This is a genomic window from Nitrosovibrio tenuis (genome assembly GCF_900109785.1).
GTDB classification, from domain to species: Bacteria; Pseudomonadota; Gammaproteobacteria; order Burkholderiales; family Nitrosomonadaceae; genus Nitrosospira; species Nitrosospira tenuis_A.
On sequence record NZ_FOBH01000001.1, the window covers coordinates 495,685 to 511,530 of the forward strand.

Annotated in this window: 12 protein-coding genes; 10 read left to right on the forward strand and 2 right to left on the reverse strand. The window is 49.9% G+C overall.

Features of this window, described 5'->3' with window-relative positions:
* Positions 1-3,288 (reverse strand): DUF2309 domain-containing protein, encoded by a 3,288-nt coding sequence (locus BMX00_RS02150; protein ID WP_090826600.1) that lies wholly within the window; start codon positions 3,286-3,288, stop codon positions 1-3.
* Positions 3,281-4,765, reverse strand: a complete 1,485-nt coding sequence (locus tag BMX00_RS02155; protein WP_090826874.1) for a complex I subunit 4 family protein — start codon at positions 4,763-4,765, stop codon at positions 3,281-3,283. Before BMX00_RS02155 ends, BMX00_RS02150 begins: the two co-directional genes overlap by 8 nt.
* Positions 4,766-6,352: 1,587 nt before the next feature.
* On the opposite strand from BMX00_RS02155, the gene BMX00_RS14940 reads away from it, so the two are divergent.
* The 10 genes from BMX00_RS14940 to BMX00_RS02210 all read left to right on the forward strand — a co-directional run bounded on the left by BMX00_RS14940 (position 6,353) and on the right by BMX00_RS02210 (position 15,841).
* Positions 6,353-6,478 carry a hypothetical protein gene (locus BMX00_RS14940; protein ID WP_281245889.1) on the forward strand — a complete coding sequence of 42 codons (126 nt, stop codon included), beginning with the start codon at positions 6,353-6,355 and terminating at the stop codon, positions 6,476-6,478.
* A 117-nt stretch (positions 6,479-6,595) separates the two neighbouring features.
* Entirely contained in the window at positions 6,596-7,576 is a 981-nt protein-coding gene (locus BMX00_RS02165; protein WP_090826604.1) for a sodium-dependent bicarbonate transport family permease, read from the forward strand.
* A gap of 126 nt (positions 7,577-7,702) precedes the next feature.
* Positions 7,703-8,032, forward strand: coding sequence for a P-II family nitrogen regulator (locus tag BMX00_RS02170; protein WP_245727564.1), 330 nt, complete (start codon positions 7,703-7,705; stop codon positions 8,030-8,032).
* Positions 8,033-8,134: 102 nt separating this feature from the next.
* Positions 8,135-8,632: a hypothetical protein gene (locus BMX00_RS02175; RefSeq protein ID WP_090826606.1), complete on the forward strand. Its 498-nt coding sequence runs from the start codon at positions 8,135-8,137 to the stop codon at positions 8,630-8,632.
* Positions 8,633-10,406: 1,774 nt separating this feature from the next.
* Entirely contained in the window at positions 10,407-11,357 is a 951-nt protein-coding gene (locus tag BMX00_RS02185) for a sodium-dependent bicarbonate transport family permease (RefSeq protein ID WP_090826611.1), read from the forward strand.
* 153 nt (positions 11,358-11,510) lie between these two features.
* A complete protein-coding gene (locus BMX00_RS02190; protein WP_090826612.1) occupies positions 11,511-11,828 on the forward strand; it encodes a P-II family nitrogen regulator in 318 nt (105 codons plus the stop codon).
* A gap of 293 nt (positions 11,829-12,121) precedes the next feature.
* Entirely contained in the window at positions 12,122-12,613 is a 492-nt protein-coding gene (locus BMX00_RS02195; RefSeq protein WP_090826614.1) for a winged helix-turn-helix domain-containing protein, read from the forward strand.
* Between the two features lie 961 nt (positions 12,614-13,574).
* Positions 13,575-14,918 carry a SulP family inorganic anion transporter gene (locus BMX00_RS02200; RefSeq protein ID WP_090826616.1) on the forward strand — a complete coding sequence of 448 codons (1,344 nt, stop codon included), beginning with the start codon at positions 13,575-13,577 and terminating at the stop codon, positions 14,916-14,918.
* Positions 14,919-14,998: 80 nt separating this feature from the next.
* Complete coding sequence (locus tag BMX00_RS02205) at positions 14,999-15,415, forward strand: universal stress protein (protein WP_090826618.1); 417 nt, start codon at positions 14,999-15,001, stop codon at positions 15,413-15,415.
* 210 nt (positions 15,416-15,625) lie between these two features.
* Positions 15,626-15,841: a hypothetical protein gene (locus BMX00_RS02210; protein WP_143053026.1), complete on the forward strand. Its 216-nt coding sequence runs from the start codon at positions 15,626-15,628 to the stop codon at positions 15,839-15,841.
* The last annotated feature ends 5 nt before the right edge of the window (positions 15,842-15,846 follow it).

Sequence of the window (15,846 nt, forward strand, 5' to 3'; positions counted from 1 at the left end):
TCAGGTTCCTTCCGGTCTGGATTGCCTTATCAGGGCGGGCGGTAATGGCAGGGTTTGACTTCGGTAATAGTCCGGGGAATTTTTGTGCGACGGTAGATCTCTTGCCTCGGCTCGCCAGGGGACGAACCCGATCCCGCGCTCAAAAATAAATATTTCACCGGTATCGGGGTCCTTGGCACTGAGCAATATCCATCCGCCGGATATTAATTCACGTAGACTTTCCTGACGGCCATAGATTTGTTCCAGGATTGATGTCCTCGCTTCCACCAGAATCTGCAAGCGCACCGCCTCATGAATTTCGATCATTTGCCGCGGCAGGCCGGTGCGTAGATCGCTGGCCGCACCTTCCATCACGGCAAACATTCCTACGACGTTATGCGGTACTTTTGTACCACAACCAAAACGTTCGTTGTTAACGGTAGAGAAGTAATACTCCAGGTTAATTCCGGCGCCGACGGGTCCGACAGCCAGGAGGATTCCTTCCACCACTTTTCCCTCCGGGTCTTGCGTGGGATCGTAGGAAATCAGAAAAACGCGGCGATCGAAGAACGCACCCTGGGTTACCGATCTGCGTCCGACCACTGCCGCGGCATTGGTAGCGTGCCCCAGTTCAGGTCTGGCCTGGGAAAAGTCGGTAGCGCGCTCTTCAATATGCTTCAAAGCTTGCTCCGGGGTGGGGTTACGCGGTGCCGATGCCAGCCGGCGGCAGCGCTCGTGTGCTGACATTTGCTGCGCGTGGCGCAATTCACCCGTTAATTTGGTGAGCGCAGCTTTTCGTTCTCCTGGAACATCCCCTATGTCATACCAGGTGATTTCCTCGTTGCAGGTATTATGCTCAGCGCCAATAAACCAGGTATCAGATGGGATATTGATGCCACGTTCGGCCACCAGTTTGCGTATTTCCGGCCGATTGGCCATCGCTGCGAACAGTCTTGCATTCGGGCCGCCATGGCGGCCGCTACAAGCCCCGCAATCATACGCCGCCAGATGAGGGTTATTCTGGCTAATGGAGCCGTGCCCCATCAATACCACTATTTCCGAGAAGCCGTAGGTCAGCCCGGTATTGCGCAGGAAACCGGCAACGCGATCGGCCTGTTCCTTATCCGTGAAGCCCAGCTTGGGGTGATCCGGCGTGGCAATGGTTGCGGTATCCGTTGACGTAAACATCAGCTGGGTGTCCACTGCGGGGGATACTCCCTGGCGAATGCTCGCCAGAACGGTTTGCTGGCGTTTAGGCAGCAACGTTTTTGCCAATAATCCAGCCAGGGTAACCGGTGCAATCGCATCAATAAGGGGTTGTGAAAGCAACAGGTTCCTGCGTAAGCTCTGGTACATCAGGTTAGCGGCGCGCTGTGCCAATCTGCGTCCGTCATTATGCCGCAAGAACGTTTCGTCAGTTTTGGGCCTGGGTATTTCCCGCACCTCATGGGCGGGTGTTACCACTATGGGACACAATGGCGTAACCCTGGTGTCATCCAGACCTTTATAGTTCATCGGTACGCCAAAAAAGCCCGCAGCCCCGAGCGTTTCGATTGTGGAATTCAGTTCTTCCAGATGCCTGCGAAAGCCTTCCTCCCGATCATCTATACAGAAAACTACTTGTGAGTCGGGGCGTCTATCGCGCTGAGCCCATGTTCCATGATTATGGTTAGCGCGTATTGCCTGAAAAAAAGCTTCGCGGTAATGCCGCTCGTAAGCATACAGCCAGACTTTACCGCGTTCTGCCGGCGAAAATTGATCCAGCAGCGCCAGCATCTGGAGCAAATCGCTTTTTTCAAGTTCCTGTACGTGCGAGGCGTTCAGACCCAGGTGCTGGCATAAACGAAACAGCCGCCAACCACTACTATAGATGGTATGTTCCGTGTCTTGGGATTCAGCCAGCGGGCTGAATTGCCAAGTCTGAATCAGATCAGCAACACGCTGCCAGTCCGCACGCTCATGCCGCTCCGAACCTGCAAGCAGGATCAGAGACGCTACCCGTTCGGTAAGGTATTCCGGCAACCTCCTCTTGTACAACTGGCTGCGCACCAGGAATTCCGACAGGTTTTTACGGAAATAGGTCTGCAATCCGCTCAACCTGGCTTCGACGCGCCAATTTTCATGGCAAATACGGTTTAGCCAGAATCGGTCCAACGTTAACCGTATGGCCAGATAATCGGCGAGGTTAGGTCTCGCATCCTCGACCGCATAATAATTTGGATGATGCTGACGCCAGTTGATCAGGCCTGACCAGCCGGGTAATTCGAGCGCCAAACGGCGGAGATATCCTTCCCATTTTGCTTGCGGTATTTCCAGTCGCGTCAATTGTAGAATGATGGTATCTACCGCATCCGCAGGCAATTCCGCGATGATCTCCTGCCAATCGGGCAATTCGTGCAGAAAGGGATCCGCGTCATACTGAACAACTGCTCGCCAAGCGCCATAAACACCCAATCGGCTGCGCTCAGGCATCTGCCATGCCGCGATGCCCTCGTCCATGCATGAGGCGCAAATACGTATCAGTTGCGGGCGAATAGAGTCAAGAACATCGGTCCCGCTCAACGCCATGATCAAACCGCGCAACGTGATGCTATCGCCCAGTTGGCCGAGCAATTCATCCAGCGCCCTGTTTGCCTGCTGTTGCATTTGCTGATGAACCGATGCCCCCTGGCTTCTTTCATGGACGTGTTCCAGCCATTCCTCAGCCTGCTCCAACGATAAATCAAGTAAATTTTCGGGGTGCAGACCAGCTTGTCTCATTCCGAGTTTTTTCAGAATGCCTTCCCACAGCTCCCTTATCACGCTTTCCGGGCTGGTGCTGTCAGCAAACAATTGCTTATGAACTTTTAACGGTACATCGGCTTGCACGGAATCCAACGCATTCAATTCTTCTATTTGCCAATTCAGCTGGCTGACCGTCAAGGATTGCAGGTCGAATAACAATGCAACGCGATACACGTCCCCACGAGTTAGGACTCTATCTTTTACTTTGCAGATAATCTGTTCCGCTTGTAGAGCGGCATCATGCGCGAGGGCCGCCGAGATATCGTCGTCATTGATACGCCCCTGACCGTAAAAAGCACGGTTCTGTGTTTCTGGAAGATAACCGGAGATGCCGGTCAGTTTTTCGAATTCAGCCAAGGCTTTTTCGAAGGGAAGATGCTGGAAGCCATGCAACGTATTGTGGTGCACGAAATCGAGAATGGGCGCCTGGCCAGGCAGGACATGGTCCAGATGGTTTAATGCTTGCGTGATGTGCTCGCGTATGTCTGCTACCGGATGGCTGGATTTCAAGTGTGCTTCAGGCATCGCTACCCTCCAGAATTCGTAACCTGATCAGGCTGTTCATATGCGAAGTGGTCGCTGCCGACAGATCAACCAGCGATGCGGGCAGCAGGCCGAACAACACGATGCCGCCGACCAGAACACCGAGTGCCAGCAACTCAGGCGGCCTTAAATCTTCAATCTGTTTCATTTGCGGCTTAACCGGGCCTGTAAACAGCAAACCAATGGTACGGATCGCGTAAGCGGTACTGATCAGGATGGCCAGACTGAAAAACACCATCAAGCCCCCCCACTGCCTGAAACCGCCCACCATCGCATGTAGTTCAGCCACCGCCCCGACCGTTCCGGGCATTCCCATCGCGGCCAACAATGTTATGGTGGTACAAAATGCAAAACGCGGCATGACCTGAACCAGCGAGCTATAGTCCTGTATGTTGCGCGTATGGGTGCGTTCGTATAGCAGACCGACCACCAGAAACAATGCGCCCGCGATCAAACCGTGGGCGCTCATCTGCAGAACCGCACCGGTGAAACCAGTTTCGTTCAGCGTGGCGATACCCAGAAGAACAATGCCCATATGGCTGATCGAAGAATACGCGACCATCGCTTTAAGATCGCTTTGCCGCCAAGCCAGCAATCCGCCATAGATCATGCCGAACAGCGCAAGAAATACCAGAAGTGACTGCAAAGCAAGCGCAGCTGTCGGAAGGAGGACCACTACCCGGAGCAGACCGTATGCTCCCATTTTCAGCAGAATACCCGACAGAAGAATGCTGACCGGGCTCGGCGCCTCAACATGGGCAAGCGGCAACCAGCCATGCAGCGGAAAAATTGGCATCTTGACGCCGAAGCCGATCAGGAAACCCAGAAACGCCCAAATCTGCTGATCCTTGGGCATGGTCTCCGATACCCGGCTCATTGCGCTCATCAGGGAGACATGCTCCGGAACGTATTGATAGACCGCAATCAGACTGACGAGCATAAAAATGGAGCCACCCATCGTATACAGCACAAAATTGAGACTTGCTGTCTGGCGGCGTTGCCCACCCCAGCGGTCTATCAGGAAAAACATGGGAATCAAGGTCGCCTCCCAAAAAATATAGAAGAGAGACCAGTCCTGGGCAAGAAACACGCCCAACATTCCAAATTCCGTCAGCAGTATGCTGATGTGATAGCCCTTGACACCGATATTGATGCCGGAAGAAGCAAGTAATGCTATTGATGTGAGCAGCGTGGCCAATGCCACCATGGGAAGGGACAAACCATCAACGCCCAGGGCGTACGCACTGCCGACCTTGGGATTGATTGCGAAGTATTCGTTGAACTGCAGACCGGCGTCGCGCTGGTCATAACTGAACAGCAGATAACAGGTGAATAAAACGGTAATACCGGCGAAAAACCTGCCGAGAGCACGGGTGAAATCTTGATCACGGTCGGGGATCAGTGCCAATAGTAAGGCACCCATCGCTGGCGTCCACAGAATTGCGCTTAAGATCCCCATTTCCTGGTGCGCCAACCCCCGTTTCTCATTATGGAAAACAACCGCCTGTTTCAATTAATTGCAGGTCTGTATGTGGTTGTTAGCTGTGTTTCTAACTGCTATTGCCGGCCATATATTATTTTTAGATGAAATAAAATAACACTGATTGTGTCATGGATTTAACAAATAAGTACAATTTTTTTTAATATGCAGAAATCATTTAAATATTCACAAATTAATCACGGATTCCGAATGTTTTCCTCACAATCAAGCAGATACCCAAGCATTGAATTCTAATCATGGCATGAATGCTGCATAAAAGCACAACTTTGCTGGAATATTGTTGACTGCCGTACGACATTCACAAATTCATCACGAATTCATAATGCTTTCTTCACAAACATGCGATTCGCACGTAAACACGAAGTCTTAATTCTGGTAAGTAAATTGCCCCTATGGAAGTGTAGCTTGTGCTTTCCACGATGATGGCGATGCCCACGGGCGATTTTTCTCCAACTCGATGGGAAGGCCACAGATTGAAATGCGGTAAGCAATGTAAAGCTTTCGTCAGACTTTAGCGCGATGGGGAACCAAGAACGCTGCGCGAAGGGCCCGCCCTGGAGCGGGGATCGGGCAGTGGGAATGCCGCTACCACCACGCTTCGGGCGCCGCATCCTGCTCTGGGTCGCGCCTTCCTGCAGAAGGCCCTGCTCTACCCTGCGCGGTTGCGCGCTATTCGGGTCCGACTTCCTCGTTTATAGACCAGCCCATTGCGCAAGGCCATCGTCGAGTCCCTGCTTGCGAGATAAGGTATTACTTATTCGGTATTTCCTCGTAGGTACCGTCAGGATGCCGATATCCAAGTCTTCGACAGGTGATCCCAGGATGAAACGCCTGCACGACCATTTATCCCCGACCTCACATGAAGCACGAATTCTAATTGACGCTTCACGGCAGGGTTGCAATTTAAACCTGTCAGACAGACCCCTTGGCTGTGTAACACGTAAATTCAGGCTATCTCAATGTTAATTTGGAGACCAGGCAAATTCTATTGAATGTGTTGGAAAGTTCTGGTGGAAGATTGAATGCAACATGGAATTAAATCCTTTTAACACTTATGACATTCACAATTTCATAACCTATACAAAATATTTTCTTCACATCAATACTTTCTTCACATTTAAGGCCCTTCAACACGTTTACGGGTGACATTCACAAAATCATCACGCATAAAAAATTATTTTTTCACATATAAATGTCCCTTTAACACTGCTTTTAACACTTCTAACATTCACAAAATGATCACGTATAAAAAATATTTTCTTCACATACAGTGTGTTAATTTGCGCCCCAGTTGCTTGTTTGCTCCGGGGATTTAATTTCAAACTAATTGTCATCAGATTGCCTAAAAGATCTGCTTGATCAATGGAGGAAGCGTTTAAATGATGGACATAAAAAAACAATTGCGGGTCAGCCGTTCGCTTGTATTGCCAGATGTTATTAAGTCCGTTCCCGTTTAAGTAATTCTTATTCACCATCGGAGAGAGAAATATGACATGCGTGTTTTTGGGAAATGAACAAAGCTCTTAAACGGAGATGAAACTTCTGATGAACTTCATCTCTATCACGGTGGAAGGGGATGTCGCGGGAACCGGCTTGGTGGCCACTGTGGTCTTCAGAAAAATTCCAGACGTTTACAGCGCGGTCTCCGTAGATCAATGGATTCTTCTCTGACGTGTTCATAACCACTCGATTACCCGACTTGAAGGTTCCAGTGTGCCCATGACGCCATCTCGGAGGCGGGTAAGTCGTGCAGTCTAATTTAACTAATTTTTAGATAAGGGGGTAGCGATGTCAGTTTCCAGTCTTCTTGTACCGGCGATATTATTTTTCGCCCTTGGGATGTTTGCGTGTGTAATCAAATCGGATCTTAAATTTCCGCCTGATATGCACAAGATGATTGTTATCTACTTGCTGATCGGAATCGGACTGCACGGCGGCAAGGCGCTGTCCTCGTCAAACATGGGTGACGCCCTTCCCGCCGTATGGGCAGCCCTGGCATTTGGCATTGGCTTGCCTATCATCGCTTACATTATCTTGCGAGTCATTGGAAAGATCGATCCGCTCAACGCCGCGGCCATCTCCGCACATTACGGTTCGGTGAGCGCAGGGACTTATATGACCGCGGTGGCATTCCTGGGGGGGATCGGCGTGACCTATGAAGCCTATCCCGTGATCATGCTGGCAATCATGGAGTCACCCGCGATCATGATTGGCTTGGTGCTGGCCGGATACTCGCGAAAAATCATGGGAGGAGCGCAAAAGCAGGACAAGGGCATGTATAAGCATTTGCTGCTCGAGGCCTTTACCAATGGCAGTATCCTGCTGCTGTTCGGCTCAATGGCGATTGGTGCAGTGGTGTCGGATACGAGCTACAAGAAGATCGAGCCATTCTTTGAAACCATATTCATGGGCGCCTTGTGCATATTCCTTGCGGACATGGGGATGGAAGCGGGAAAAAGACTATCGGAATTTAAAACGGTGGGTGTGTTCCTTGTCGGTTTCGGGATCGTGATGCCACTAATAGGTGCGTTCTTCGGACTCCTGTTGGGCCATTACTACCTCGGATACTCCGTGGGTGGTGTCACGCTGGTGACGGTGCTCGCCGCAAGCTGCTCCTATATCGCGGTACCTCCGGCGATGCGACTTGCGATACCCGAGGCCAATCCCTCTTTTTACTTGACTCTGTCGCTCGGCTGTACCTTTCCGTTTAACGTGGTGATCGGCATTCCTTCTTATTACGCGGCTGCGCAGTATCTGGCCGGGCAGTAAGCGAGATTGCCTGGGAATAAGTTGGGGAATAAGTTGCCGGTCATTCGAAAGTATTAGAGATAGATCTGATCTGATTGAAAGCATTCAAATCCTGACTATCACGTAAACATTTTTGGGAGAAAAACTATGATGTTAAGACCAGAAATTTTAATATCGATGAAGCGGATCGAAATCGTCATCGAAGAAGAGGAGCTCGATAACCTGATCGAGTTATTGCGGTCGGCGGATGTGCGGGGCTATACCGTTATCAAGCCGGCTGGCGGTCTGGGTTCACGCGGAGAACGGAAACCCGATGAACCTTTTCTGAAGGAAGATAATGCGGTCGTAATCCTGGCTTGTGAAGAAAAGCAGGCGGAAAGAGTGATCATGACGCTTCGCCCCAAGCTGAAGGATTTTGGAGGCATGTGTCTGGTCTCAGATTGTCAGTGGGTTATAGGACCGGCGGTTTCATACTGAGCTGGAAGAGTGGTTCAGGTGACGATCAATCCTGGGTCAAACCGAATCCCGGCTGATATTAGCCGGGACCTATTCCAATATTTAACTTGACTGAGTATAAAAATGGCTAGACCTGCTAGGGGACGAGAGTTCGTTAAGACTGCAAAGGAGAGAATCGCATCAGCCAAAACGGTTGATGCGCTGCGTGCTGCCCAGGCATTACTCCTGCCGCTGGAGTTTGGGTTATCGCTGGAACAGACGGCTACCATCATTGGATTATCCAAGAGCCGCACGGGGAAGCTCCGGACACGGTTTCAGCGTATCGAAACCGGCGCTGAACAGGTTAAAACCAAAAAAGGATTGCGAAACCACGCCCGGATGAGTCTTGAAGAAGAGGTAAAATTTCTGGCGCCATTTGTTGCCCAGGCAAAAGTCACAGGTGCTTTCCCCGCCGCACAACTGAAAGCTGAACTTGAACGAAGCATAGGCAGGCCAGTATCGACATCCACCGTTTATCAATTGCTCAGGCGTCACGGATTGTCAAGACTGGCGCAGCACCCGCAAACGACTATGTTAGTGGCGCAAGCATGGGAAAGAGTGGGCCAGCAGAAAGAGACGTGACCCCGGAGAATAATCAAACCCCAGCGCGGGCATGATTGAAGGGAATCTCTGAACAGGTTCTCTCAGTTGGCAACTAAGTTGGGAACGAAGTTGATAATCACGCGCGAAGCGCGTCCCGGCCCCGGGCCGTTGCCTTGATCCCTCGCTTCGCGAGGCTTCCCTCATATAACCCCAAAAGTCTCACAAAGCAGCCCGCTAGCAAAGCCGCGAGCGCCTCCTGCTCGCGAACTCCAGAATTAATTTTGATGTTCCCTGGTGAGAACCCGCAGATCCAGGTGTGGGATCACCCGCAGCCGCCGAGCCCCTTTCGGTTGGCGTGTCAGAACGGCGCAGCCCTAACTGTGCGCGCAGAGGGAGTCACAGCCCCCTGTTCGCCGCGCTGGATGTGGCTATCGCTCAAATCATGGTCCACTTGCACCGGCGTCATCCTGGCACTAAATTCCTCCGTTTATGTGTACCAGTCGAGCGTGCTGGTAGACTGGACATATCCGCTTGATGGGCACTATCGCATGCATAAAACATGCAATGTGCACTTAGCTTGCCCGACATTCGCTTTTCTCGCGATCACATACCCATTCGGCGCGCAGCTCAGCTTGGGGGAATGCTGTTATGTCGCTCGCGCAGCCTTTGCATGAAGCACGCATTCTCAGGAATGCCCGACAGCGGAATGCAACACAAACCCGTCAGTCAACCCGCCAGTCAACCCGTCTACAACCCGTCAGATAACCCACGTGGTCATACACCCCAAGTCGAATTCGTGCCATCTCAATTTTAACCTGGACACCAGCTAGATTTTAATCGGCATTATGTGTTTCGTGAGGGAGACTGAATTCAATAAGAAATTAGTACTTTTTTAAAAAAATTGATTGTTCTTCGGTATTCACAAATTAATCACACATACAAAATATTTTTTTCACATATGGTGTGCTAATTTTCGCCTCATCCGTAAATTTATATCCCCTATAACTAAACGGGTCTTTGCTTAACCACATATTTTGGTGAATATTCAAGTACTTAGTACGAGATATTTTATTGGGATACGCGTACGGGGATTTAATTTCAGACTATTTTTATCAAACTCCGAAGAAGAACTGCTGATCAATGGGATAAATAATTTATGGAAAATGGCCATAACAGCAAATTATTGGCTCAGCTGTTCGGTTGTATCCAAATTGTTATTAATTCCATTTGTGTTTCAGAAATTCCTTACTTTCGGAGGAATTTATGACAATCGTATGTTTGAAAAGTGTCTTTGAGAAGTTAACAAATTGCTGGAAGCGGGTGGATTTCATGAAGGTGCTGTCTCTGCGACCGGATTAGAAGATATGTGTTGTGAAGCGGGTCGGTACGAATCAGCTCAAAATTCATATAGGGGCATTCAAGAAACCGAATGATAGCCGCGTGGCTGTGCTTGCCGTTCACGAAAACTGCGGCGCTGGTGCTGTGAAACAAGTTTTTTTGCGAGAGCAGACGCCACCCGTTCTCTGGAGGCGAGTCAATCAAAAAATCATTTTCATCAGGCGTGTGCGGTCGGGAAGAAGCCAGGAAGAAGTTGAGGCAGGTCAATGCGTAATAAACCTGATTTATGCAATTAATGCTGGGGTGCAGTACATGTAAATAGAGTAATGCTGAGGGTAACGTTATGAATAGCAACGTCAATTTGGGGGGAGAGAAAGTGCTTAAACGCCACATGCAACACAAAAGAGGCTGGGACATAGCGCTGGCAAAATCGCGCAGATCCTTACAACAACTGATCAAAATAGGAGGATAAGCGATGCCAACCATACAACCTGTAGTGGGATTCTTCATATTGGGCGTTTTAGCTGGCGTACTGAAATCCGACCTCAAGATCCCCGAGGCCTTATACAAAAGCCTGAGCATTTTCCTGTTGATAGCCATTGGTTTCAAGGGTGGAGTATCGATGGCCAAGTACGAGATCATGGACGTACTGCCCATCGCCCTGTCGATGGTTGTGCTCGCGGCGCTGGTGCCGCTGACGGCCTATCCTATATTGAAGAAGCTGGGGAAATTTAGTCAGGCCGATTCCGGCGCTATTGCCGCCCACTACGGTTCGGTAAGCGCGGTAACCTTTGCCGTCGGCCTCGCCTTCCTGGAAGGTATCAAGGAGACGTCCGAAGGCTACATGGTCCTGATAATGGCGCTTATGGAGATACCGGCGCTGGTTACGGGGACGGTGCTGGCGCGCATGGGTGCCAAGGGCACTACCCAGTGGGGCAAATTGTTGCACGAGATACTGACCGGCACGAGTATTTTTCTGATGGTCGGCGGCGTTATCATCGGTTACTACGCCGGAATGGTAAAACTTGTCGCGCCGCTGGATAAGATGTACATGGACCTGTTCATGGGCGTGCTGTCGCTCTTCCTGCTGGAAATGGGCTTGCTGGCATCGGCGCGGTTGTCGGCGATCAGGGCGAAAGGCCCGTTCCTGCTCGTGTTCGGCATACTGTTCCCGTTAACAGCGGGGTTCTTTGGCGCATTCCTGGGCGCCGCATTCGGTTTATCTACGGGCGGTACCATGATGCTGGCTGTTCTGTATGCAAGTTGTTCCTACATCGCGGCTCCCGCAGCCATGCGCATCGCGGTGCCAGAAGCGGATCCGGCGGTATCGATCGGTGCGTCTCTAGGGGTTACCTTCCCATTTAACATCTTCATCGGAGTGCCGATCTACTGGGAAATGGCGAAATGGTTTAAAGGCGTAGCATAGTCTCAGCGCAAAAAAAGATGGACGTACTATCATTACCAAGGTGGCATTAGTAAAGCACTTTCTGGGCTGATAGTACGTTTCGATAGGACGTTACATCAATAACAGGGCGCTGCGGTTATACGGCCCTCTCTTTAATTATTCTCGGGGAAAACCATGAATTCTACGATAGCAATGAAACGGATGGAGATCGTAATTGATGAGGAAAAGCTCGAAGAACTGATAGCTCTGTTGCGTGAAATTGGCGTGCGTGGCTACACGTTCATCAAGTCAGCTGGCGGTCTCGGTTCGCGTGGGTCGCGACGCCCTGACGATATCTTTTTTGAGGAGACTAATGCCTTGTTGATTCTCGCATGCCTGGAACCTACAGCACAGAAGGTGATTAATGCACTTCGCCCCAAACTAAAAGATTTTGGAGGCATGTGCCTAATCTCGGACTGTTCCTGGGTTGAAGGGCCAGCGGCTTCATATTAAACCTGACTTGGATTTTGCGAAGTTACTCATGTGTTTCGGGCATATTTTCTCACTACTCAGCCATTAACCCTGGACACATCTCCTACCTAACTGGGTCCAGGTTTTTTGGCAGCACGCTTATAGTCGTGTTTGCTGGGCTTACGCACTATTTGAGAGGTTGATCATGTTACAACACAGAGTTTTTCGAATTATATGTTGGGCCGCACCGCGATCCTGCTGATGGCTGGCCTAAGCGGTTATCCGGGGTTCATTACCTAAAATTATTTGATTTAATTGATTTATTTGAGAGTGATATGGCAAGACCTGCGACGGGACGGGAGTTTGTTGAGGCTGCGAAGGAGAGGATCGCATCAGCCAAAACGGTTGACGCGTTGCGTGCTGCACAAGCATTACTCCTGCCGCTGGAATTTGGGCTATCGCTGGAACAGACGGCTACGATCATTGGATTATCCAAGAGCCGTACCGGAAAACTGCGGACGCGGTTCCAGCGTATCGAAATCGGCACAGAACAGGTAAAGACAAAAAAGGGCCTTCGGAATCATGCGCGGATGAGCCTTGACGAAGAGGTAACGTTTCTTGCGCCGTTCGTCAGCGAAGCAAAAGATACGGGTATTCTTCCTATACCCCAATTAAAGGCTGAGCTTGAAAGGCGGGTAGGAAGACAAGTGTCAACTTCAACGGTTTATCAATTGCTTCGGCGCCATGGGTTCTCGAAACTTACGCAACATTCTAAAACGGACGCAATGGTCACGCAAGCATGGGAAAGAATGAATCAGAAGAAATAATCACGGTAAAACTTATGCTGGATATATTCGAACACCTGGTAAAAAAACAGGGTTATCTGATCTATTGAGGCTTTTTTCGCCTCCTGACACTGGACCAAGTGGTTAGCGGCACAAACTAAGCGTTGGTACAATTGCTGGTTTTTAATTCAATCGGGGCAGCGCAAGACTTATCGCTGCCCTGCCTACTTCCTTTTCCTTTTCCTTTTCCTTTTCCTTTCTTTCTCTTTCTCCTGCTCTTTTCTTTCTTCTCCCTTTTTTACTTTAGAAAGATTGAGAGTGTTGGCCATAAAGTACGGACAATTGTCCGGCTGAAGCGATCCTTAGGCGCATTTGCTCGATAGTGCGTTATTCACTCATGTCGCATGCTCGACTAGCGATGGCCTCCGACCGCGTTTATTTCCGCCCCGCATATTAGTTAGCGCACGTGTAAGTGGAAACCCATTTCATATCAGTTATTACCATTTTTACAGCGCTGCCCATAATTTTACATAAACTTCACATTCGTGATGAAATTGGCTTATGCATCTAATACCCGTAATAGTAAGCATAATAATTATAAGTCTATGTTTAAAGAGCGACAAAATAAGGAAATTTTAGATTTATATAAGACACAGGGAAAATCAAATGTGAAGATAATTTAAAGTACTTCACAAAAACTTGACAATTAATATACATAATCTTCACATATCCGATGTTATGTTAGCGCCGTCTTTAAAGCCAAAGAAAATAACTGATGAGTAACCACCGTGATTCGTGGCAGAAACCATTGCCAGACTGTTACACGGCACCTCTATCTACATGGCCGAAGACGAGCTTCTAAAGTAACTTGAAGTCGCTTTCGGTGTATCCGTTTTCCAGTATGCGGCGAAAGCAGGCAAAGGACGAGGCGTCACCGAAAGCATTACCGTGCCGGGTATTCTCCATAAATCTTATTCGTTAAATTTTTAAAAGGAAGATAGGTATGAGCTCACATACTTCAGATAAGTCGCTTCCCACGGATGATCACGGGTCCAGCGGAACAGCGGCACCGGTCGTCGCTCCTGGATCGGCCGGGTTCCAGGCAAAGTATATTGCCCGAGACCTGCAGGCGGGGATTATATGCGGAGCCATGGCCATCCCCCTCTCAACGGGGATCGCGATGATGTCGGAATATCCCATCAAGGTGGCGCTGGCAACGGTGGTTTTTGCCTGTTTCATCGGATGGGTTAATGCCTTCTTCCGGCCGGGCAACTATATCGGTGTGCCAGGGGTGGCGGCCGGCCTGGCGCCCGCCTTGGCTTTGGGCGTTCACAGCTTCGGCATCGAAAACATGGCATTTGCCATTTTCCTGACATCTGCCATGCAGGCAGTGGTGTGGAAATACAACTGGCAGCGGTATATCCTGCTGGCTGTTCCGGCGTATCTCGTCGAGGGGTTGCTGGCAGGAGTCGGTTTAAAGATTGCGCTTAAGTTTATGACGTTTACTTATGAGATCCCTGCGGATCAGGAGACGGCTGACGCATTCTGGAATGGCGCCCGTGTACAGATGGTCCTCATATCGCTGGCCGGATTTGCCATGTTCGTGTATCTGTTTTCCAGGTTCAAGAACTCGAAACCCGCAATTCCATACTTTCTGCTGATCGGCGCAAGCATAATCGTAGCCCAATTCATAACCGTCCCCATGCTGCACGTGGATGATGTGGAGCTTAAGCTTGCCCTCCCGATACCACACGTAGAAGATGCCATGACCTGGGTATATCTCATCGGCTTCTGCGCGATGCTTGCGACCATCGATGTGATCGAGCAGGTCATGAGCAATGCCGCCATCGAAAAAATAGACCCATTGGGCCGCAAATGCAACACCAACAACAGCCTGCTTGCCATCTGGATAGCCAATATGGGTTCGAGCTTCTTTGGAGGCATGACCAATCTCGATGGTCTGGCTAAAAGCACGACCAACAAGCTTGCCGGGGCTTATACAAAATTCTCCAATCTCGTCGTAGGGTCTGTCATCCTCTTCTTCGTGATCAATTCACACTACCTCGAGTACCTGCCGAAATTTTCGCTGGCTGCAATCATGATTTTCTCGGGCTGGAAAATGATCATGGGTCTGTGGCACGTCGCCCACTACGGGCAATATGCATTGATTCTTGCCACGGTTACCGGCCTGCTGGTATTCAAGATCGGCATTTTCGAAGGGATGATCGTCGCCTTGGCGGTGCACGGGCTTGTCAACTATCTCGTCTTTAACCAGGCCGGAAAAATTCCAAGCAAAGTCATCATCAAAAAGTATTTCGAGAAATTCTCGGGTGGCGGGGTCGACTGAGCAGGTCATTCAAAGGACGGCGGGCGGACTAGCACATCCGCTCGTCGGATATAGTGGATCGTCTACAAACAGGAGTTCGTATGTACAGGAAGGTCATGGTAGCAATCGGCAGCGATGAAACCTCACCATTCGCTCTACAGGAGGCTCTGCATATAGCTTCAACCGACGGCGCCCAGCTATGCATAGTACATGCTGCGGCCAAAGCGGATGACGAAGAAAATAAAAATCAGCGAGCCGGGGCGGACCTGCTGGGGCAGGCCGCGTCGGCGGCAAGTGCCGTACCGCGGGTTGAAACCCGCTTGCTGAATTCCGACGGAGTATACGGCTTGAACGGGATAGCCGAAGTTATCGCAAATGCTGCTGCCGAGTGGGGAGCCGAGTTACTCGTGGTGGGTACAAAAGGGCGCCGTGGGCTGGAACGCCTGGTCATCGGTTCGGTGGCGGAGAAGTTGGTGCAAACGGTTGAAATTTCAATTTTGCTCGTTCGCCCGCATTAGTTCATCGGCCTAAAAAATTTGCGCATAATGTTAAGAATATGTGTACTAAATGTAAAATACTTGTGAAGTTGTGAAGAATATGTATAATATTTGTTAAGTAATTGTGATCTGTATGTCAGCTAGGTTCTATTAATAAATTCTAAGCTGCTCAGGGCACTCTTATAGTTAGCGTGAAATTCCTTAAACAATATTCTTTTCAGGAGTCATTCCGTGAAAACTACTCATCGTATCTCCGCTTTAATATTGAATTTGAGTCTTCTCCTGCTATGGGCGGTTCCCATTCTCGCATCGCGGGAAATCAATGCTGGGTGGCTGGCTATAGACTTCGGCATCGTGGCTAGTACTTACCTGATGCTCGCTTACCCCAATCTTTTCAGCTTCATACCGCGTCGCAATAAGCAGATTTTAAGCCGTGCCATGGCGTAAAAACG

What these genes read in the sequence shown, in the direction of transcription:
- BMX00_RS02150 (WP_090826600.1), bottom strand. Translation starts at nt 3,288, where the DNA reads ATGCCTGAAGCACACTTGAAATCCAGCCATCCGGTAGCAGACATACGC.
- BMX00_RS02155 (WP_090826874.1), bottom strand. Translation starts at nt 4,765, where the DNA reads ATGGGGATCTTAAGCGCAATTCTGTGGACGCCAGCGATGGGTGCCTTA.
- BMX00_RS14940 (WP_281245889.1), top strand. Translation starts at nt 6,353, where the DNA reads ATGAACTTCATCTCTATCACGGTGGAAGGGGATGTCGCGGGAACCGGC.
- BMX00_RS02165 (WP_090826604.1), top strand. Translation starts at nt 6,596, where the DNA reads ATGTCAGTTTCCAGTCTTCTTGTACCGGCGATATTATTTTTCGCCCTT.
- BMX00_RS02170 (WP_245727564.1), top strand. Translation starts at nt 7,703, where the DNA reads ATGATGTTAAGACCAGAAATTTTAATATCGATGAAGCGGATCGAAATC.
- BMX00_RS02175 (WP_090826606.1), top strand. Translation starts at nt 8,135, where the DNA reads ATGGCTAGACCTGCTAGGGGACGAGAGTTCGTTAAGACTGCAAAGGAG.
- BMX00_RS02185 (WP_090826611.1), top strand. Translation starts at nt 10,407, where the DNA reads ATGCCAACCATACAACCTGTAGTGGGATTCTTCATATTGGGCGTTTTA.
- BMX00_RS02190 (WP_090826612.1), top strand. Translation starts at nt 11,511, where the DNA reads ATGAATTCTACGATAGCAATGAAACGGATGGAGATCGTAATTGATGAG.
- BMX00_RS02195 (WP_090826614.1), top strand. Translation starts at nt 12,122, where the DNA reads ATGGCAAGACCTGCGACGGGACGGGAGTTTGTTGAGGCTGCGAAGGAG.
- BMX00_RS02200 (WP_090826616.1), top strand. Translation starts at nt 13,575, where the DNA reads ATGAGCTCACATACTTCAGATAAGTCGCTTCCCACGGATGATCACGGG.
- BMX00_RS02205 (WP_090826618.1), top strand. Translation starts at nt 14,999, where the DNA reads ATGTACAGGAAGGTCATGGTAGCAATCGGCAGCGATGAAACCTCACCA.